The 18,960-nt window shown below is 69.8% G+C and carries 18 protein-coding genes and 1 pseudogene; 10 read left to right on the forward strand and 9 right to left on the reverse strand.

Annotated elements, in window-relative coordinates; all coding sequences use genetic code 11:
- Nucleotides 1-40: 40 nt before the first annotated feature.
- From ACIBX3_RS21415 to ACIBX3_RS21430, 4 genes and pseudogenes are all read right to left on the reverse strand, one after another.
- Nucleotides 41-1,954 (reverse strand): NADH-quinone oxidoreductase subunit L, encoded by a 1,914-nt coding sequence (locus ACIBX3_RS21415; RefSeq protein ID WP_397119490.1) that lies wholly within the window; start codon nt 1,952-1,954, stop codon nt 41-43.
- 353 nt (nt 1,955-2,307) lie between these two features.
- Nucleotides 2,308-2,589: pseudogene (nuoK, locus tag ACIBX3_RS21420) on the reverse strand (NADH-quinone oxidoreductase subunit NuoK); the annotation flags it as partial.
- Entirely contained in the window at nt 2,589-3,155 is a 567-nt protein-coding gene (locus tag ACIBX3_RS21425; RefSeq protein WP_397119492.1) for an NADH-quinone oxidoreductase subunit J, read from the reverse strand. The pseudogene nuoK and the gene ACIBX3_RS21425, both read right to left, overlap by 1 nt.
- Nucleotides 3,152-4,606: a 4Fe-4S binding protein gene (locus ACIBX3_RS21430; protein WP_397119494.1), complete on the reverse strand. Its 1,455-nt coding sequence runs from the start codon at nt 4,604-4,606 to the stop codon at nt 3,152-3,154. Before ACIBX3_RS21430 ends, ACIBX3_RS21425 begins: the two co-directional genes overlap by 4 nt.
- Nucleotides 4,607-4,758: 152 nt before the next feature.
- Here ACIBX3_RS21430 and ACIBX3_RS21435 point away from each other — a divergent pair, with 152 nt between their 5' ends.
- On the forward strand, nt 4,759-5,985 hold the full coding sequence (locus ACIBX3_RS21435; protein WP_397119496.1) for a serine/threonine-protein kinase: 1,227 nt from the start codon (nt 4,759-4,761) through the stop codon (nt 5,983-5,985).
- 14 nt (nt 5,986-5,999) lie between these two features.
- On the opposite strand, the gene ACIBX3_RS21440 is transcribed toward ACIBX3_RS21435, so the two are convergent.
- From ACIBX3_RS21440 to ACIBX3_RS21460, 5 genes are all read right to left on the reverse strand, one after another.
- Nucleotides 6,000-6,983 carry a hypothetical protein gene (locus ACIBX3_RS21440; RefSeq protein ID WP_397119498.1) on the reverse strand — a complete coding sequence of 328 codons (984 nt, stop codon included), beginning with the start codon at nt 6,981-6,983 and terminating at the stop codon, nt 6,000-6,002.
- 90 nt (nt 6,984-7,073) lie between these two features.
- Complete coding sequence (gene nuoH, locus ACIBX3_RS21445; protein WP_397119500.1) at nt 7,074-8,015, reverse strand: NADH-quinone oxidoreductase subunit NuoH; 942 nt, start codon at nt 8,013-8,015, stop codon at nt 7,074-7,076.
- A gap of 83 nt (nt 8,016-8,098) precedes the next feature.
- A complete protein-coding gene (locus ACIBX3_RS21450) occupies nt 8,099-8,644 on the reverse strand; it encodes an NADH-quinone oxidoreductase subunit C (RefSeq protein WP_397119502.1) in 546 nt (181 codons plus the stop codon).
- A complete protein-coding gene (locus tag ACIBX3_RS21455) occupies nt 8,641-9,156 on the reverse strand; it encodes an NADH-quinone oxidoreductase subunit B (protein WP_397120236.1) in 516 nt (171 codons plus the stop codon). The genes ACIBX3_RS21450 and ACIBX3_RS21455 overlap by 4 nt, the downstream gene beginning before the upstream one ends.
- A 172-nt stretch (nt 9,157-9,328) precedes the next feature.
- Entirely contained in the window at nt 9,329-9,700 is a 372-nt protein-coding gene (locus tag ACIBX3_RS21460; RefSeq protein ID WP_397119504.1) for an NADH-quinone oxidoreductase subunit A, read from the reverse strand.
- A gap of 132 nt (nt 9,701-9,832) precedes the next feature.
- On the opposite strand from ACIBX3_RS21460, the gene ACIBX3_RS21465 reads away from it, so the two are divergent.
- The 9 genes from ACIBX3_RS21465 to ACIBX3_RS21505 all read left to right on the forward strand — a co-directional run bounded on the left by ACIBX3_RS21465 (nt 9,833) and on the right by ACIBX3_RS21505 (nt 18,947).
- Nucleotides 9,833-11,284 carry a polysaccharide deacetylase family protein gene (locus tag ACIBX3_RS21465; protein ID WP_397119506.1) on the forward strand — a complete coding sequence of 484 codons (1,452 nt, stop codon included), beginning with the start codon at nt 9,833-9,835 and terminating at the stop codon, nt 11,282-11,284.
- Between the two features lie 48 nt (nt 11,285-11,332).
- Complete coding sequence (locus ACIBX3_RS21470) at nt 11,333-11,425, forward strand: putative leader peptide (protein WP_367804195.1); 93 nt, start codon at nt 11,333-11,335, stop codon at nt 11,423-11,425.
- 114 nt (nt 11,426-11,539) lie between these two features.
- The gene (locus ACIBX3_RS21475) at nt 11,540-13,384 is read left to right on the forward strand and encodes a 2-oxoacid:acceptor oxidoreductase subunit alpha (RefSeq protein ID WP_397119508.1); all 1,845 of its coding nucleotides are present in this window, start codon (nt 11,540-11,542) and stop codon (nt 13,382-13,384) included.
- Nucleotides 13,377-14,423 (forward strand): 2-oxoacid:ferredoxin oxidoreductase subunit beta, encoded by a 1,047-nt coding sequence (locus tag ACIBX3_RS21480; protein ID WP_397119510.1) that lies wholly within the window; start codon nt 13,377-13,379, stop codon nt 14,421-14,423. Before ACIBX3_RS21475 ends, ACIBX3_RS21480 begins: the two co-directional genes overlap by 8 nt.
- Before the next feature lie 20 nt (nt 14,424-14,443).
- On the forward strand, nt 14,444-15,376 hold the full coding sequence (locus ACIBX3_RS21485) for a hypothetical protein (protein WP_397119512.1): 933 nt from the start codon (nt 14,444-14,446) through the stop codon (nt 15,374-15,376).
- Between the two features lie 11 nt (nt 15,377-15,387).
- On the forward strand, nt 15,388-16,287 hold the full coding sequence (locus ACIBX3_RS21490; RefSeq protein WP_397119514.1) for an NAD-dependent epimerase/dehydratase family protein: 900 nt from the start codon (nt 15,388-15,390) through the stop codon (nt 16,285-16,287).
- Between the two features lie 55 nt (nt 16,288-16,342).
- The gene (locus tag ACIBX3_RS21495) at nt 16,343-17,005 is read left to right on the forward strand and encodes a polysaccharide deacetylase family protein (RefSeq protein WP_397119516.1); all 663 of its coding nucleotides are present in this window, start codon (nt 16,343-16,345) and stop codon (nt 17,003-17,005) included.
- Between the two features lie 26 nt (nt 17,006-17,031).
- Complete coding sequence (locus ACIBX3_RS21500) at nt 17,032-17,940, forward strand: glycosyltransferase family 2 protein (protein WP_397119518.1); 909 nt, start codon at nt 17,032-17,034, stop codon at nt 17,938-17,940.
- The gene (locus ACIBX3_RS21505) at nt 17,937-18,947 is read left to right on the forward strand and encodes a GNAT family N-acetyltransferase (RefSeq protein WP_397119520.1); all 1,011 of its coding nucleotides are present in this window, start codon (nt 17,937-17,939) and stop codon (nt 18,945-18,947) included. The genes ACIBX3_RS21500 and ACIBX3_RS21505 overlap by 4 nt, the downstream gene beginning before the upstream one ends.
- The last annotated feature ends 13 nt before the right edge of the window (nt 18,948-18,960 follow it).

Here is an 18,960-nt window from a genome sequence, read left to right on the forward strand (position 1 = left end):
TCGGCCTGCACCGTGGCACGTCCGCCGGCCCTGTGCCCGCTCATGCGAACATCACCGCCCCCACCACGATCAGGAGGACACCGGCCAGCAGGCCGCTCACGTAGAGCTGGACGTTGCCGTTCTGGGCCAGTCGCAATATTCCGGACAGGCCGCGGGCCGATCGGCCGGAGCCGCGTACCGCCCCGTCCACGACCACGTCGTCCGTCCTGACGACGAGCCGCGCCAGGGCCATGGCCGGGCGTACGAACAGCGCGGCGTACAGGCTGTCCACGTAGAACGCCCGCTCGCACGGCGCCCGCAGCGGTCCCAGCAGACGGGCCGGATCGGCAACAGGGTCCATGCGCCAGAACGCGTAGACCGCCCCCGCCCCGAGCAACGCGAGCACGACACTGATCGCCGCCACGCCCAGGTCCACGTGCGGCTCGCCGGCGAAGCCGAGCAGCAGGGCGGGAACGGCGAGCAGGATGAGGGGCACGAGCATCGTCCGCGGGGCCTCGGTGACGTCCACGACGTGGGCCGTGCCGGGCTCCGGCTCGGGGAGCGCCACCGCCCGCGCCTCGCCGAAGAACGTACGGAGCCACGCTCGGGTGGCGTACGCGCCGGTGACGGCCACGGTGGCGAGCGCGCAGGCGTACAGCAGGAGCGCCGCGGCGTCGGTCAGCGCGCCGGTCGCGAGGGCGTCGTCCATGGTCGCCAGGATCGCGTCCTTGCTGAAGAACCCGCTGGCCGGAGGGATGCCCATCAGGGCGGCGAAGCCGATCGTCATCGTCACGAACGTGATCGGCAGCTCGCGGCGCAGGCCGCCCATCTGGGTCATCAGGTTGGAGCCGACATGGTGGATCACCGCCCCGGCGCAGAGGAACAGCAGCGCCTTGAACGCGCCGTGCGTCAGCAGGTGGAAGATGGCCGACGTGTCCGAGCCCGCGGCCAGACCGCCGGCCATGTAGGCGAGCTGGCTGACCGTGGAGTAGGCGAGCACGCGTTTCAGGTCGTCCTGGGCCAGCGCGGCAAGCGCGGCGCCGAGCATGCCCAGCGCGGCCATGACGGCCAGCACGTCCAGCGTGGGAGGGGCGGCCTGGAACACGACGAAGAGCCTGGCGACGATGAAGATCCCGGCGGCGACCATGGTGGCGGCGTGGATCAGCGCGCTGATCGGCGTCGGGCCCGCCATGGCGTCGGGGAGCCAGGTGTGCAGTGGGACCTGGGCGCTCTTGCCCGCCACGCCGGCCAGCAGCAGCATCGTGGCGGTCACCAGAGTGGCCGAGGACATCTCCGGCACCTTCGCCAGAACGTCGGCGATGCGGAAACTGCCCGCCGCCAGGCCCAGCACGAAGATCCCGAAGAGGAAGCCGACGTCGCCCAGGCGGGTCACGAGGAACGCCTTCACCGCGGCGCGTGAATTGCCCCGGTCCTCCCACCAGTGGCCGATCAGCAGGTACGAGCAGAGGCCCATGATCTCCCAGCCGACGTAGAGGACCAGGAGGTCGCCTGCGTACACCACCAGGAGCATGGCGCTCGTGAAGAGGCTGATGAAGGCGCTGTAGGAGGGGTAGCGCGGGTCGTCTTTGAGATAGCCGACCGAATAGACCTGTACGGCCAGGGCCACGAGGGTCACCAGGACGCCGAGGATGGCGGACAGGTTGTCGGCCTGGAGGGTGAGCGAGATCGGGATGCCGCCGGTCGTCACCGTGCCGTAGGTCTGGCCCGTGGGCTCCGGCGGGGGTGATGTGGTGTCGCCTGCGAGGAAGGCGAAACCCGGGTCCCAGGCGAGCCAGGCGGCGAGCACTGCCGCGGCGGCTGTGGGGACGATGGCCAGCCAGGCCGCGCGGGTGTTCGCCTGCTTGCCGGCTGCCGGTGTCGCGGATGGTCGCCGGTGCGGCCAGCGGGAGAGGAGGAGGCCCGCGAAGGCGGCGAGGAAGGGGAGGAGGACGGCCAGGAGCGGGAACGTCGTCATAGCCGGCCACCTCGCTTGACGGGTTGCTCTCCCCCGCGGCCGCCTTCGGCGTCTGTCGGTGTGTCTCTGTGCTCGCCGGGCTCGGGCGCGTCGTGCGGCTCGTCCTCGCCAGGGGTCGGAGGGTTGGAGGCCGAGGCCGAGGCCGAGGGGCTGGGCTCAGAAACCGCTTCGGGGGCGGGCGTCCTATCGGGCTCGGACGCTGGGCCGGGCTCGGACGCTGGGCCGGGCTCGGACGTGCTGGCTTGGGATGTGCCGGCAGGGCTGGTGCCGGTGGTGGCTGCGGCGTGCAGGGCCGCGGGGGTGGTGACGGTGGCCGAAACTTCGTCGGCGGGTTCGGCGAGGTCGCGGAGATGGTCGATGTCGACCGTGCGGCGGTTGCGGTAGAGGGCGAGCACGATCGCGAGGCCCAGGCCCACTTCGGCGGCCGCGATGACGATGACGAAGAGGGTGAGCACCTGCCCGCTGTGCAGACGGTCCGCCAGCCACACGTCGAACGCCACCAGGTTGAGGTTGACGGCGTTGAGCATCAGCTCGACCGACATCAGCACGAGAATCGTGTTGCGGCGGGCGAGCACGCCGTAGACGCCGATGGAGAAGAGCAGCGCGGAGACGACCGCCGGGTAGACGATATGCACTAGTGACCCCCGGTTTGATCGGGTGCCGAGTTACCGCCGGGGATGTCCGTACGGGACAGCACGATGGCGCCGATCAGTGCGGCGAGCAGCAGCACGGACAGCGCCTCGAACGGCAGCACCCACGTGGCGAACACGCTCGCGCCCAGCTCCTTGGCGGCGCCGTGGCCGGGCTTGAGCGGTGTGTACGCGGTGCGGAACCCGTCGATCACGACCGTGACCAGGATGGCCGCCGTCGCCAGCGCCACCAGGGCGGAGACGACGCGGTTGCCGCTGTCGAGGTCGGCGGAGCGGCCGATCGGGGCGCGGGTGAGCATGATGCCGAACAGCATCAGCACGACCACCGCGCCCACATAGATCAGCACTTGGACCCAGGCCACGAACTCCGCCGTCAGCACCAGATAGCAGCCTGCCAGGGCACCGAAGCTGACCACGAGCCAGAGGGCGGCGTGGACCAGTTGTTTGGTCGTGACGACAAGCAGCGCCGATCCAACCGCTACCGCACCCAGCAGCAAGAAGACGATCTCTTGCCCAGTGGGTGACAGGTAGGAGGGCACCGCCTCGGTCACGACTCCTCCTCGGACTCCCTTGTCTCATCAGGGCCGAGCCGTCCGGGCGGACGGATGGACCGTGGATCGGCCATCCTGCGCCTGCGAGGGCTCGGAGCAGAAGTTTGCTCCTTCGGCGCGGGCCGTGGTTGCGGCTCGCCCGATGCTGTGGACAACTTTTCTGAGGTTGGCTCGCCTGTGGATGAAGCCGGGTCCCGGGGCTGCTCCCTGGCAGAGGGAGCTTCCGTGGTCTCGGGGGAGGGAGCTTCCCTGGTGGAGGGGGTTTCCGTGCCACTGGTGGGCGGCTCCTCCGCGCTGCCGGAGGGCCGTTCCGTCGTCGGCTCGGAGGTCGGCTCACTTCCCTGTGGCCCTGCGAGGTTCGCTGTGTCTCCACTTCCCGGCGTGTCGAGCGCGCCTTCTGCCCCCGGCCTGCTCGGCCCGGCTCCCGGCCTCGGTGCGCTGGGCGCTACTTCCCGCCCTGGCGTGCCGGGCACCGCTTCCGGCCCTGGCGTGCCGGGCACCACTTCCGGCCCTGGCGTGCCGGGCACGGCTTGCGGCCCTGGCGTGCCGGTCGCGGATTCCGCGTCCGAAGGGCTGCTCGTCGGGGTGGTGCTTGGGGCAGTCGGCTGTTGGGACGGAGCGCTGGCCGGGCCTGCGCCCGTGTCCTTCGCGGTGGCCTCGGTGGCGCCCCCCGCACCTTCGGTGCCGGCGGACGCCGCCGGTCCGGGCTTGCCGGGTTCGGATTTACGGGTGCGCGTTGGACCTGCCGCCCCGGAAGCCGGAGTGTCAGCCGTACCGGCGGATGGCGGGCCTTCCCGATCGGAAGTGCCGCCGGCCACTCCACGGGAGGGACGGTCAGCCGCCTCACCGGCAGGACGGTCGACGGCTCCGCGCGCGGGGCGATCGGCGGCTCCGCGCGCGGGGCGATCGGTGACTCCGCGCGCGGGGCGGTCGGGGGCTGGGCGGCGTGGGGCGGCCGTGAGTTCCTTCGGGGGCTCGGCGCCGGGATCGTGGGCCGGAGGCGGGGGGACCGTTTGGGTCCAGGCAGCCAGCCGGTCCTTCTCGTGAATGAGGTTGCGGATGTCGCCCTCGGCGTACTCGAACTCCGGGGACCAGAAGAGCGCGTCGAAGGGGCACACCTCGATGCAGATCCCGCAGTACATGCACAGGGCGAAGTCGATGGCGAAGCGGTCCAGGACGTTGCGCTGGCGCGGACGGCCGCCCTCCGGGGCCGGGATGGTCTCCTTGTGCGAGTCGATGTAGATGCACCAGTCGGGGCACTCCCGGGCACAGAGCATGCACGAGGTGCAGTTTTCCTCGACCAGGGCGATGACGCCTCGGCTGCGGGGCGGGAGGGCGGGCTTGACCTCGGGATATTGCTGCGTAACCGATTTACGCAGCATGTGGCGAAGGGTGATGGACAACCCCTTTGCCAGTCCGACTCCCGGAATCCTCCCCATGGTCAACATCATTGCGCAATTAGGGGCACAGGTGAAGGCGCAGGTGGATGAGGTAGAGCATTATCCCCAGTTTTTTCCACAGCCATCCACAGGTTGGGGGGAGGTTATCCACAAGCTGAGCACATGCCCGGTACGAAACACGGCAGGGCGATAGTCTCTCGGCCATGCAGCACAGCCATCCAGCCCGTCCCGGTGGCGGAGCGTGGGCGGCCGCCGTCGTGTGGGCCTGCCTGCCTCTCTTCACGTGCGGGCTGGCGACCCCGTTCACGATCGGGTTCGCGGCGTTCTGGCTGCGGAGCGTCTTCCAGGCCGTGGCCGCCTCCGTCTACCTGGTCTCCATCGGCTCCTTCGTGATCGCGGCACTCTCGTACGACGACTACGAGGACTTCCCGCAGCCGCTGCAGGGGCTGGTCTCCCTGGGGCTCGTGCTCAGCTGGATCGGTGGCGTCATCCACTCGGGGATCCTGGTGCCGATGATGGTGCGGGCGCGGCACAGGCCGCCGGCGCACCAGCCACACCTGCGTCACCCGCACCCTCCGCCGCACCGGCAGCACCACCCGCAGCAGCAGCAGGTGAATCTGCATCAGCGGACCACGCAGCCCACCGCCCATCGGCGTCCGGGTGAGCCGGAGTGGATCGGGCACTACCGGGTGATCAAGTCGCTCGGGCGGGGTGGGCAGGGAGCCGTTTACCTGGCCACGGCGCCCAACGGGACGCGGGTCGCCGTGAAGGTGCTGCACGATCTGGTCGACGAGACGGCGCGGGCGAGGTTCGCGCGGGAGGTGGACGCCGCCCGGCGGGTGGCGACGTTTTCCACAGCCCGAGTGCTCGACATGAACATCACGGGGCAATACCCCTACATCGTCAGCGAGTACGTGGAGGGCCCCTCGCTGGAGCAGCTCGTCAAGAAGCACGGGCCGCGCGACGAGGACAGTCTGACGCGGCTGGCGTTATCCACAGTCGGTGCGCTGTCCGCCATCCACAAGGCGGGGATCGTTCATCGCGATTTCAAGCCGAGCAATGTGCTGATCGGGCACGACGGGCCGCGGGTGATCGACTTCGGGATCGCGCGGGCGCTCGATCAGATGACCATGACCGCCGGCAAGATGGTGGGAACCCCGCCTTACATGTCGCCCGAGCAGTTGAGCGGGGAGACCGTGGGACCGGCCTCCGACGTGTTCAGCTGGGCGGTGACCATGATGTTCGCGGCCACGGGGCGGCCGGCGTTCGGGGAGGACTCCGTGCCCGCGGTGTTCAACCGGGTGCTGACCTTCCATCCGGACCTGTCTCCGTTGCCTCCCGCCTTACGCGGGATCGTGGGGACCTGCCTCAACAAGCGGCCCGACGAACGGCCGTCGGCCTCCGATGTGATGCTGGCGATCATCAACTGAGGACCCATCGGGCGTCAGGGAGTCGCCGTCCTGGCCTTCTTGATCAGGGTCAGATACTCCTCGTGCGAGATCCGGTCCACGATCAGGAGCAGGTCGTGGCGCTTGGCGAAGCGGTCCACGTCGTTCGGGGGCCAGGGGCCGGGGAGGTGGTGGAGGACATGCTCCATCCTGTCGAGGACGACGAGGCCGGCCAGGTCCTCGTAGCGGTAGAGAAGCAGGCTGAACACCTCGCCGGGGTCCACGCCCAGGCGGAGGTCCGCGATGAGCTCGTTCCGCTGGATGATCTGGAACTTCCTGGGATATTTGCCGACCAGGTACGGCCCATCGGGCGGGCCCACGATCGAGCCCTGCTTGACGCGCCAGCGGTGGATCTTCGCCGCCACGGGGCGGATGATCAATAACACGGGACTGAAGCCCACCGCCAGCCACTTCACGTCGACGATGTCCAGGAGGACGCGGCCGATCGCGGCGACGCCGCGCCACGCGGCCCACAGCCAGATGGACGCCAGATACGCCATCACGCCCAGGCCGACGACTCCAGCGCAAACGGCCATCGTCCTCCGCCATCTGGTGAGGGAGGGACGCGACAGCCCGCGTACGCGCTGCCAGCCGGGAGCACGGCCGGCGAGGACCGCCCGCACCTGGCCCGAGGGCTTGTTGTGGGCGCTCGTCAGCGGGATTCCGGCTCTCCGCGCGAAATCCTTCAGGTGGGGCGCGTGCCAGTCGCCGGGCAGGTCGAGCAGGACCAGGCCGTCGGCGTCCAGCACGGCCAGGCCCTGGACCGAGTAGGGCGTGGGCTTCCGCCCGACGGCGCGCTGGGCGAATCGGCCGAGGGCTCGCTGGTCATAGGCGTAGTGGTAGAGGCCGGCCGGCGTCACGCGTACCGAGTGGCCTGAGGCGTTGTCGGTGACCGCCAGAGCTCCCCCGTCGGCGGTCAGAACGGTTTTGGGGCATCGGCTGCCCTTGGTCGCGCCTGCTACTGGAAGGATCTTGCTCACTCGTCATACCCCCCGAAGAGGGCCCCCTGTTCAGGTACGACGAATAAGGCGAAAGTAAAGTTTCCGCACAAAGACCCCGCGTACCGGGGCTCAGGTGAGGACCTTGACCACGCCCGTGAGGGCGAGTTGCACGAGGGCGAGCGGGACCAGACCCGCCCAGGCGAGCTTCTGGAGCTGGTCCTCGCGCAGCCGCGGGTAGGAGACCCGGAGCCAGATCACGACGAACGCCAGCACGAAGACCTTGACCATCGTCCACAGCCAGCCGGGCAGGAACGGGCCGTGCCAGCCGCCCAGGAACAGGACAGTGGTCAGGAAGGACAGGACCACGATCCCGGCGTACTCGGCGAGCATGAAAAGGGCGAAGCGCATGCCGGTGTACTCGGTCATCGGGCCCATGATGATCTCGGACTCGGCGATGGGCATGTCGAACGGGGGCCGCCGCAGCTCGGCCAGGCCGGCCAGGAAGAAGACCACGCCGCCGATGGCCTGCCACGGCAGCCACCACCACTGCCACGCCTCGACGATTGCCGGGATCGACAGCGTGCCGGCCGCCATCGCGACCGAGGAGGCCGCCAGCACCAGGGGCAGCTCGTACGACATGAGCTGGGCGGCCGACCGCATGCCGCCGAGCACCGAGTATTTGTTGGCCGAGGCCCACCCGGCCATGATCGAGCCCAGCACGCCGATGCCCATGACGGCGAGGACGAAGAAGAGGCCGAGGTCGAGGTCGACGGCCACGCGGCCGCGATCGATGGGGATGGCGATCAGCACGACCAGGTAGGGGACGAGCGCCACCCCGGGGGCGATCATGAAGATGCGGCGGTCGGCCGCGGCCGGGATGACGTCCTCCTTCTGCGCGAACTTCACGCCGTCGGCGATGAGCTGCGCCCAGCCGTGGAAGCCGCCCGCGTACATGGGGCCCAGCCGCGACTGCATGTGCGCCATGACCTTGTGCTCGGTCTGCCCGATGATCAGCGGCAGCGCCAGGAACACGATGAGGATGACGGCGAAGCTCAGCACCACGTCGAGCATCTGGCAGCTCCCAGTCGTCTCAGCGCCGCGGCACGGCGCGATAGGGCGGCGGAGGTGGTTCCGCCGCCCGGCCCACCCCGAGGTCAGCCATCCGGCGTCCCCCAGTCGGCCGGAACTCCGGGGGGAAGGGTCTTGCGGCGACTCGGGGCGCCGTGCCCGGACTCGCCGGGCTCCTTGGCGCCGGGCCAGGCCTTGGCCACGCGGGCGGCCAGCACGAAGTCCTTGCGCAGCGGGTGCCCCTCGAATCCGTCGGGCAGCAGCAGCGGCACGAGGTACGGGTGGCCGTCGAAGATCACGCCGAACATCTCGTACGTCTCGCGCTCGTGCCAGTTCGCCCCCCGGTAGACGCCGACGGCGGTGGGCAGGTGCGGCTCGGCGCGTGGCACGCGGGTGCGCAGCAGCAGGCGCTCACTGGCGACCGGGTTGTAGACGTGGGCCACGACCTGGAAGGCGTCGGGCGGGTCGTCCACGCCCGTCAGCCAGTCGAAGAACGCGTAGCCGAGGTCGTCGCGGACGAACGTCAGCAGCTCGACCCAGTCGGCGGGCGCGACGTCGACCGTGGTGTCGCCGTACGACTCGGAGATTTCGGCACGGTCACCGAAGCGCGCGGAGAGCTCGGCGGTGTTCACGCCTCCTCCGAGGAACCATGGGAGCGGGACCACACATAACGGTCGCTGAGCTTCTCCTGGGCGATCTTCTCCTGGAGCTTCATGATGCCGTACAGGAGAGCTTCGGGCCGGGGCGGGCAGCCGGGCACGTAGACGTCCACGGGGATGATCTGGTCCACGCCGTTGGTCACGCAGTAGGAGTCCCAGTAGGGCCCGCCGGTGTTGGAGCAGGCGCCGAACGAGATCACGTACTTCGGGTCGGGCATCTGCTCGTACAGGCGCTTCACGGCCGGGGCCATCTTGTCGGTGACCGTGCCCGAGACGATCATGAGGTCGGCCTGACGCGGGCCGTTCGCGAACGGGATCACCCCGAACCTGATGAAGTCGTGTCTGCTCATCGACGTCGCGATGAACTCGATGGCGCAGCAGGCCAGCCCGAAGTTGAACACCCACAGCGAATAGCGGCGGCCCCAGTTGAGCACGAAGCGCATCGGCTTGGGCGCCAACCGCGAGACCAGGCCCACCGTGGGCATCGGGAGATCGGTCGCTGCCATACCTCCATTCTTGCGCGGATCGCAGGTCAAGCAAAGGACGTCATGATCGGCCTGCTGACAGGGGGCGTGACGCCGCCCGCAGATCCCCTGTGCTCACGGCGACGGCGCTCGTCCGCAGGAACGCCGAGGCGGATCCGGCACGGCCGGCGATCTAGGTCCAGGAGAGCACGCGTTTGCGCCAGGCGTACACGATGCCCAGGGCGATGAACCCGAGGAACACGAACATCTCCACCAGCGTGGTCATCCCGTAACCGGGGGCGTCGAAGACGGTGGCCCAGGGGAACAGGAAGACGGCGTCGACGGCGAACACGACGTACAGGTAGGTGAAGACGTAGTAGCGGACCTGCGACTGCGCCCACCCCTCGCCCACCGGGTCGACCCCGCACTCGTACGTGGTCAGCTTCTCCGGCGTGGGGCGGCTCGGGCGGAGAAGGCGGTTGGCCATGAGGGCCCCGGCCACGATGGCGACGCCGATGGCGAGCAACGCGGCGACCAGCGCGTACGACCCGAAGTAGCCGTCCATACACGTGATCGTAACCCAGCCGCCCCCGGGAACCCAGGGAGCCGATTCTCAAACCCGGGATCGGTCAAAGCCTCGCACCCCATCACTTCAAATCGGGGTAAACCGGAAGATCAACCACATAACCTGACATGCATGCACAAATTGCGATTCTTTTCCGGAATCGCTCTGCTGGCCCTCTCGGCCGGAGGATGCGGCCTGGCCGCCGCCTCCCCTGAGGGGGACGTCGTGGTTCCGGCAGAGCCGACGCTGATCGACTTCGTCGACCCGGCGACGGTCGCCGGTCTGTCCACCAGGACGTTGGCCGAGGGGGATTCCTCCAACGGGGCCCGCTATGTGCACATCAACTACCCGGAGCTCGCCGACGCGCCTGCCCTCAACCGGACGCTGGGGGCGCAGGCCGAGCGGCAGCTCCGGGACTTCCGCCGGCGCACGCAGGGCGGCGGCTACCCGCGTCCTGAGCTGAACGTGGACTGGCAGCTGGCCGCCGCCTCCTCCCAGGCGGTCGGGGTACGGCTGCGTACCGGCGAGTTCCTGGGCGCGAGCTGGGGCAATTCCACGCGGACGTTCTGGTTCGACCCGCGCCAGGGCAAAGCAGTCCCGTCCACCGGGCTACTGGCCGGGCAGGACGCGCTGCCGCGGCTCGCGAGGCTGGTCAGGGAGCGGCTCAAGGAGCGCGGGAAACAGGTCGAGCGGGACACGGTGACGGCCGGCGGCGAAGAGTTCGACTCGATGGCGTTCAACCGGGGCGGGGACCTGGTGGTGGAGTTCGACGACTGCCAGATCGGGCCGTGCTCGCTGGGGCGGCTGGCCGTGGCCGTTCCCGCGAGGCAGGCGGCATCGCTGCTCTCGGAGTTCGGCCGGCGGGCGCAGGAGGGCGTCAGGAACGTGGAAGCGGGCGGACCGGTTCCCGGCATGCCGGCCAACAGCCCGGCCGCCGTCAGCAACCAGGCGGGGAGCGTGGACTGCGCCGAGGTCAAGTGCGTCGCGCTGACGTTCGACGACGGTCCGGGGCCGTACACCGGCAGGCTGCTCGACCTGCTGCGGAAGGAGCGGGCGCGGGCCACGTTCTTCACGGTCGGCAGCAGCGCCGCCGCCCAGCCGGGGCTGCTGCGCAGGATGAGCTCGGAAGGTCATCTGGTCGGGAACCACAGCTGGGCGCACCAGGACCTGTCGAAGCAGACCACCAGCAAGATCGCCGACTCGCTGCGGCGTACCGCGGATGCCGTGGCGGCGGTCATCGGTCAGAAGCCGACGCTGGTGCGGCCGCCGTATGGGGCCGTCGGCAATGGCCTGCGCGACGTCGCGAGGAGGATGGGCTACCCGTTGGTCACCTGGGACGTGGACACCAGGGATCAGGACGGCGGCAAGGCCGCCGACATCGCGGAACGCACCGTGCGCGAGGCGCATCCGGGTGCGATCATTCTCATGCACGACATTCATCGGGAAACCGTGGACGCGGTTCCGGACATCCTCAAAAGGTTGCGCGGGAAGGGTTACAGCTTCGTCACCGTTCCAGAGTTGTACGGCTCTGTGCAGCTGCAGGCCGGACGCTTGTACAGGTCAGGGGAGCCGGCTTTCCCGTAGCAGCCCCTGACGTGGCGCACGTGTTGGGGGGACGTATAGTTGGCGCTCGTGACCCGAACCGTCCTGTTCGCCCGCCTGCATGTAGACCTCTGCAGGCTCGCGTCCGGGCTGTGTCGTCGTTGTTCTCCGACCTCACCCTGAGAATTCCGACCGCGAGTACCCGCTTTCGGTGGGGTGCAAACGCGCGACCTTCCGAGGATCTAGCATGGAAATAGAGAACGCGCTCAAAGATGGCGCGTCGAGGAGGACTGAGCTGTGACAAAGCAGGTCCAGCAGCTCGACCGCGTGATCATCAGGTTCGCTGGTGACTCCGGCGACGGCATGCAGCTCACCGGCGACCGCTTCACGGCGGGCACGGCGGAGTTCGGCAATGACCTGTCCACGTTGCCCAACTTCCCTGCTGAGATCCGCGCACCCGCAGGCACCCTGCCCGGCGTGTCGAGCTTCCAGCTCCATTTCGCAGACCACGACATCCTCACGCCCGGCGACGCGCCGAACGTGCTCGTGGCCATGAACCCGGCGGCGCTCAAGGCCAACCTGGGCGACCTGCCCCGGGGCTCCGACATCATCGCGAACACCGACGAGTTCACCAAGCGCAACCTGCAGAAGGTCGGCTACGCCGCCAACCCGCTGGAGGACGACTCGCTCAACGAGTGGCGGATCCACGCGGTGCCGCTGACCTCGCTCACCGTCAAGGCCCTCGAGGGCTTCGACCTGTCCAAGAAGGACGCCGAGCGGTCGAAGAACATGTTCGCCCTCGGCCTGCTCAGCTGGCTCTACCACCGGCCGACCGAGCACACGATCAAGTTCCTCGAGCAGAAGTTCGCCAAGAAGCCCGAGATCGCCAAGGCCAACATCGCGGCCTTCCAGGCGGGGTGGAACTACGGCGAGACCACCGAGTCGTTCTCGGTGTCGTACGAGGTCAAGCCCGCCAAGCTCCCGCCGGGCGTCTATCGCAATATTTCCGGCAACCAGGCCCTCGCGTACGGCCTGATCGCCGCCAGCGTGCAGTCCAAGTTGCCGTTGTTCCTGGGGTCCTATCCGATCACCCCGGCCAGTGACATCCTGCACGAACTCAGCAGGCACAAGCAGTTCGGCATCCGCACCTTCCAGGCGGAGGACGAGATCGCGGGCGTCGGCGCGGCGCTCGGGGCCGCGTTCGGCGGCGCGCTCGGCGTCACCACCACGTCGGGACCCGGCGTGGCGCTCAAGGCCGAGACGGTCGGCCTGGCGGTCACGACCGAGCTTCCGCTGATCATCGTGGACGTGCAGCGGGCGGGGCCGAGCACCGGCATGCCGACCAAGACCGAGCAGACCGACCTGCTGATGGCCATGTACGGCCGCAACGGCGAGTCCCCGGTGCCGATCGTGGCGCCGATGTCGCCGAGCGACTGCTTCGACGCGGCCATCGAGGCGGCCAGGATCGCCGTGAAATACCGCACTCCGGTCATGCTGCTTTCGGACGGCTATTTGGCCAACGGCTCAGAGCCGTGGCGTTTGCCTGAAGTTTCCGATTTGCCAGACATTTCACAGGAATTTACGACGACTCCGAACGGTGAGGGCGGGGAATTCCTGCCGTTCAAGCGGGACACCGACACCCTTGCCCGCCCGTGGGCCATTCCCGGCACACCCGGCCTGGAGCACCGGATCGGCGGCATCGAGAAGGCCGACGGCACCGGCAACATCTCCTACGACCCGGACAACCACGACCTGATGGTCCGCACCCGGGCCGCCAAGATCGCCGGTATCGACGTGCCCGACCTCGAGGTCGACGACCCCGACGGCGACGCCAAGGTGCTGGTGATCGGGTGGGGCTCGACGTACGGGCCGATCGCCGCGGCCGTGCGGCGGATCAGGAGGACCGGCGGCAAGATCGCCCAGGCCCACTTCCGCCACCTCAACCCGCTGCCGGCCAACACCGGCGAGGTGCTCAAGAGCTACGACAAGGTGCTGCTGCCCGAGATCAACCTGGGTCAGCTGTCCCTGCTGCTGCGGGCCCGCTTCCTCGTCGACGTGATCAGCTACAACCGTGTGCGCGGGCTCCCGTTCAAGGCCGAGGAGCTGGCCGGAGTCATTCAGGACGTGATCGACAGTGACTGAGCTCGTGAACGGGAAGGGGCTGAGCCTCGTTCCCAAGACCGACGTCAAGCAGACCCTGAAGGACTTCAAGTCCGACCAGGAGGTCCGCTGGTGCCCCGGCTGCGGTGACTACGCGATCCTGGCCGCGGTGCAGAGCTTCCTGCCCGAGCTGGGGCTCAAGCGCGAGAACATCGTGTTCGTGTCGGGCATCGGGTGCTCGTCGCGGTTCCCGTACTACCTCAACACGTACGGGTTCCACTCGATCCACGGCCGCGCGCCGGCGATCGCGACCGGGCTGGCGGCCTCCCGCCCCGATCTGAGCGTCTGGGTGATCACCGGTGACGGCGACGCGCTGTCGATCGGCGGCAACCACCTGATCCACGCGCTGCGCCGCAACGTCAACCTCAACATCCTGCTGTTCAACAACAGGATCTACGGTCTGACCAAGGGCCAGTACTCACCCACGTCCGAGGTCGGCAAGATCACCAAGTCGACGCCGATGGGGTCGCTGGACAAGCCGTTCAACCCGATCTCGCTGGCCATCGGCGCCGAGGCGTCGTTCGTGGCCCGCACCATCGACTCCGACCGCAAGCACCTGCAGTCGGTGCTGCGCGAGGCCACCGCGCACCGCGGCACGTCGCTGGTGGAGATCTACCAGAACTGCAACATCTTCAACGACAACGCCTTCGAGCCGCTCAAGGACCCGGAGGTGCGTGACGACATCACGCTGCGGCTGGAGCACGGGCAGCCGATCGTTAGCGCCTCCAAGGCCGTCGTACGCGCGGCCAACGGCGGCATCGAGGTCGTGGCCCGTGACGGCGTGAGCGAGGACCAGATCCTCGTGCACGACGCGCACAACCCGGACCCGTCCATCGCCTTCGCGCTGAGCAGGCTGGACGAGCCGTCGTTCGAGCACGTGCCGATCGGCGTCTTCCGCAGCGTGGTCCGGCCGTCGTACGAGGAGCGCATGACCGCGCAGCTCGACGAGGCCGCGCAGCGGCAGGGCGCCGGCGACCTGAGCGAGCTGCTGCTGGGTGGGGACACCTGGCGGATTAACTGATTCTCCGCGACGATGCCGGGGTGGCGAAGACGTGGTGGTATGTCATAGCCGCGATCGCCGCCCTGACATTGGCCGTGACGATCGCACAGGAGCTCGGCGAGCCGGCGGGCCAGGCGGCCCAAGCCCAGCAGCCCCAGCACCCCCAACACCCCCAGATCACCAGGCGCGGACCGGCCGGGTTTCCCGACGCTGAGTCCACCGGCGTCCCGCCGGGCACGAGGCTCACCGTCGTGACCGGCGACCAGACCTTCGCCAAGGACGGTGAGGTCGTCGAGGGCAAGGTCTTCCACGGCTTCGTGGTGGTCACCGCACGGGGTGTCACGTTCCGGAAATGCGTCTTCCGCGGCGGCGCCACGACGGACGTCCGCCCGCTGGTGGACACCGAGCACGCCGAGGACACGGTGATCGAGGACTCGGAGTTCTACCCCGCCAGCCCGTCCCCGTCCGTCGACGGCATCTGGGCGGGCTCCACCAAGATCTACCGGTCGGAGTTCCGCGGCACGGTGGACGGGATCAAGGCCCACACCGGCACGCTGGTCCAGGACTCCTACATCCACCACCTGAGCTGGTTCGCCAGCGACCCCGACCAGGGCGGCGAGCCCACGCACAACGACGGCGTGCAGGCCTTCGCCGAGCAGACCGGCGTCACGCTGCGGCACAACACGATCGACCTGTCCACCACGAAGGACCCGAACGCCGCCGTCCAGTCCTCGGCGGACGACCTGCGGGTGGAGGACAACTACCTCGACGGCGGCGCGTGCGTCGTCAACATCGACCACACGCCGCTGGGCCGGCCGCTGCGGGGGCAGCGGGTCACCGGCAACCGGTTCGGCCGCAACTCCGCGCACGAGTGTCCGATCCTGCTGAGCACGAAATCGGAGCTCGCGGCGGGGAAGGGCAACGTCTGGCACGACACGGGCGGCGCCATCCCGTCACCGGAACAACACGACTAGTCGGAGGACGTATGTCCGTCTGGCAGGACACGCCCGTGCTGGTCACCGGCGCCACCGGGTTCATCGGCTCCCACCTGGTCCGGCGTCTGGCCGAGCTGGGCGCCCGGGTGCACGCGGTCAGCCGCCGCCCGCCCGGGGCGGCCGGGCACGGCGAGCGGTGGCACGCCGCGGACCTCTGCGACGCCGAGGCGACGAGCGCGCTGGTGGCGGAGGTGCGGCCAGAGGTGATCTTCCACCTGGCGAGCGAGGTCACCGGGGTCCGCGATCCCGCGACCGTGGCGCCGACGCTGGCGAGCAACCTGGGCGCCGCGGTGAACCTCATGACCGCGGTGACCGGCTCCCCCGTGCGCAGCCTGGTGCTGGCCGGCTCGGTGGAGGAGCCGGCCGGCGGGCAGGCGCCGAGCTCCCCGTACGCGGCGGCGAAGGCGGCCGCCACCGGCTACGCCCGCATGTTCCACGCGCTGTGGCAGGTGCCCGTGTCGGTGCTGCGCGTGGCCATGGTCTACGGCCCCGGCGAGCCGAACACCGCCAGGCTCGTGCCGTACGTGACGCGGTCCCTCCTGAACGGGCAGGCGCCCGAACTGACCTCCGGCACCAGGCTCGTGACCTGGGTGTACGTCGAGGACGTGGTGGACGCGTTCGTCCTGGCCGGAGCGAGCGGCGACGCGGCCGGCCACGTGCTCGACATCGGCACGCCGGAGCCGGTCTCCATCCACGACACGGCGGAGCTGCTGGCCGGGATCGTGGGCGGCCCCACCCGGCCGACGTACGGCGCGGTGGCGGCCCGGCCGCTGGACCGCACGCAGCGCTCCGACATCGAGCTCGCCGAGCGCGTCCTGGGCTGGCGGCCCGCCACGTCGCTCGAGGAGGGCCTGCGACAGACCGTCTCCTGGTACGCGAAACGCCTGTAACGGTCCATCCCGGGCCGCGATAACACTCCTGGTGGCTTTCTGACCAGGGGGCGGGATGCGGGCGGTAACCAATCTGACCGTGCACGGCATCGGCGAGACGGCCCGCGAGCCGGACCCGGGCGAAGACGCGACATGGGTCACGGTCGAGCAGTTCGAGCAGGTGGTCGACGCGGTGGCCGACCGGCCCGACGTACGCATCACGTTCGACGACGGGAACGCGTCCGACGTGGAGATCGCCCTTCCGCGGCTGGTGGAGCGCGGGCTGAAGGCGGAGTTCTTCGTCCTGGCCGGCCTGCTGGGCGAGCCGGGCAGGCTCGACGCCGCCGGGGTCCGCGAGCTGACCGGCGCCGGGATGCGGGTCGGCTCGCACGGGTGGGCGCACCGCGACTGGCGTACGCTGCAGGGTCCGCAGGTGGCCGAGGAGTTCACCCGGGCCCATGCGGTGCTCTCGGAGCTCACCGGCGCGCCGGTGTCCCGGGTGGCGATCCCGTTCGGCTCCTATGATCGGCAGGTCCTGCGCCGGCTGCGGATGGCGGGGGTGACCCGGGCCTACACCAGCGACGGCGGCAAGGCCAGGCCGGGGTCCTGGCTGCAGGCCCGCAACAGCCTCAAACATGATCTCGACGACGACTGGATCAGACGGGTGCTCGACGGAGGGCCGTCGCTCGCCCGGCGCGCGGGCAAGCTCGGGATGCGCCTGTACAAGCGGGTGCGCTGATGGGCGGGGAGGTCCTAGGCGCGTCGATGCCCAGGGTCGCCGTCGTGATCGTCACCTACAACAGCGCGGCCGTGCTCGAAGGCTGCCTCGACTCGCTGGCGGAGGGCGCGGCCGGGGTGGAGCTCGCCGACGTGGTCGTGGCCGACAACAACTCGAAGGACGACTCGGCCGCCATCGCGGAGCGGGCCGGCCCGCCGGTCAGGCTGGTCCAGGTCGGCAGGAACGCCGGTTACGCGGCGGCCATCAACGCCGGGATCGCCGTGCTCGACCTCGACAAGCTGGACGGCGTGTACGTGCTCAACCCGGACTGCCGCCTGCGCCCCGGATCGATCGCGCCGCTGCTCGACTGCCTGCGGGAGCCGGGCCGGGGCATCGCGGTGCCGTACATGGTCAATCCCGACGGCACGCTCCAGCCGTCGCTGCGCCGGATGCCGACCCTGGGCCGGGCGCTGGCCGAGGCGGTCGTCGGCGGGACGCTGGCGGGACGCGTGGGCAGGCTGGGCGAGCTGGTGACCGATCCGCGCGACTACGCCAGGCCCGGCGCCTTCGCGTGGGCGACCGGCGCGGCCATGCTGCTCTCGCCGCAGGTCATCAGGGAGGTGGGGGTGTGGGACGAGTCGTTCCTGCTCTACAGCGAGGAGACGGACTACTGCCTGCGCGCCGCCGACCTGGGATGGACGACGTGGTACGAGCCCACCTCGGTGATCGAGCACATCGGCGGCGACTCGGGGGTCAACCCGACGCTGGCGGCACTGCTCATCGTGAACAAGGTACGCCTGTACCGGCGGCGGCACGGGCCCGTGTCCGGGGCGGCGTACCACCTGGCCGTGCTGGCCGGTGAGGCCGTGCGGGCGCTGGCGGGCCGGCGCACGTCCCGGGCCTGCGTGGTGGCGCTGGTCCGCCCGTCCCGCCGCATGACGGCGCTCCCGCAATGAGCACCTTGCGGGTCAAGCCGTTCGACGCGCTCACCGCGGCGGAGCTGGACGCCTGGCATGCGCTGCGGGCCGCGAACCCGGCCCTGGACAGCCCTTACTTCCATCCCGGTTTCGCGGCGGCCGTGCACGCCGGCGGACGGGACGTGCACGTGGCGGTCGGCGCGGGCAACGGCGTCTTCCTGCCGCACCACCGTGAGGGACGGCTGCTGCGCCCGGTGGGCTGGCCGGGCGCGGACTTCCAGGGGCCGATCGCCGCGGCCGGCGCCGCGTTCCAGCCTCTCGACCTGCTCGGCAACGGTGCCGGCGCGTACGAGTTCGACCACCTGCTGGAGGAGGCCCCCGGCTTCGACCGATGGGTGATCTCGCGCAGGCCGTCGCCGTACCTGGACGTGACCGGCGGGCTGACCGGCTACCTGGGCCGGGCCTCGCGCAGCGGCAAGGACAACATGGGGCAGGCCAGGCGGCGGGCCGCGAAGGCGGGGCGGGAGCTCGGGACGGTCCGCTTCGAGGCGGACTCGACCGACGCCACGGCACTGAAGCAGGTGATCGAACTCAAGCGGGCGCAGTACGCCGCGACCGGCGCCAAGGACTACTTCGCCGAGCCGGACCGGGTTCGCCTCCTCGAAAACCTGCTGCGTACCCGCGGGACGGACTTCGGCGGCGTGCTGTCGACGCTGCACGCCGGGGAGCACCTGCTCGCGGCGCACTTCGGGCTCAGGTCGGGCGCGGTGCTGCACTGGTGGTTCCCCGTCTACGACCCGGCGTACGCGAGGCTCTCGCCGGGCTGGATCCTGCTGCGCGAGCTGGTCGCGGCGGCCCCGGCGCTCGGGATCGCCCGCATCGATCTGGGCCGGGGCGAGGACGAGTACAAGCGGCGGGCCAAGACCGGCGAGAGCGTGGTCTGCCAGGGCATCGTCACCAGGAATCCGGCACGCAGGGCCGCCGCGTCGGCCCTGTCGAAGGCCAAGGAGATCGCCAGAACCGTACGTTCACGGAGAAGTCCGTAACGTTCCAATGGGC

It is taken from the genome of Nonomuraea sp. NPDC049480 (genome assembly GCF_044465905.1).
Classification (GTDB): domain Bacteria; phylum Actinomycetota; class Actinomycetes; order Streptosporangiales; family Streptosporangiaceae; genus Nonomuraea.

Coding starts and splice junctions, on each gene's coding strand:
- ACIBX3_RS21435 (WP_397119496.1), top strand. CDS start 4,759: ATGCAGCACAGCCATCCAGCCCGTCCCGGTGGCGGAGCGTGGGCGGCC.
- nuoH (WP_397119500.1), bottom strand. CDS start 8,015: ATGCTCGACGTGGTGCTGAGCTTCGCCGTCATCCTCATCGTGTTCCTG.
- ACIBX3_RS21460 (WP_397119504.1), bottom strand. CDS start 9,700: ATGGACGGCTACTTCGGGTCGTACGCGCTGGTCGCCGCGTTGCTCGCC.
- ACIBX3_RS21455 (WP_397120236.1), bottom strand. CDS start 9,156: ATGCCCACGGTGGGCCTGGTCTCGCGGTTGGCGCCCAAGCCGATGCGC.
- ACIBX3_RS21465 (WP_397119506.1), top strand. CDS start 9,833: ATGCACAAATTGCGATTCTTTTCCGGAATCGCTCTGCTGGCCCTCTCG.
- ACIBX3_RS21490 (WP_397119514.1), top strand. CDS start 15,388: ATGTCCGTCTGGCAGGACACGCCCGTGCTGGTCACCGGCGCCACCGGG.
- ACIBX3_RS21495 (WP_397119516.1), top strand. CDS start 16,343: ATGCGGGCGGTAACCAATCTGACCGTGCACGGCATCGGCGAGACGGCC.
- ACIBX3_RS21430 (WP_397119494.1), bottom strand. CDS start 4,606: ATGATGTTGACCATGGGGAGGATTCCGGGAGTCGGACTGGCAAAGGGG.
- ACIBX3_RS21500 (WP_397119518.1), top strand. CDS start 17,032: ATGCCCAGGGTCGCCGTCGTGATCGTCACCTACAACAGCGCGGCCGTG.
- ACIBX3_RS21505 (WP_397119520.1), top strand. CDS start 17,937: ATGAGCACCTTGCGGGTCAAGCCGTTCGACGCGCTCACCGCGGCGGAG.
- ACIBX3_RS21415 (WP_397119490.1), bottom strand. CDS start 1,954: ATGACGACGTTCCCGCTCCTGGCCGTCCTCCTCCCCTTCCTCGCCGCC.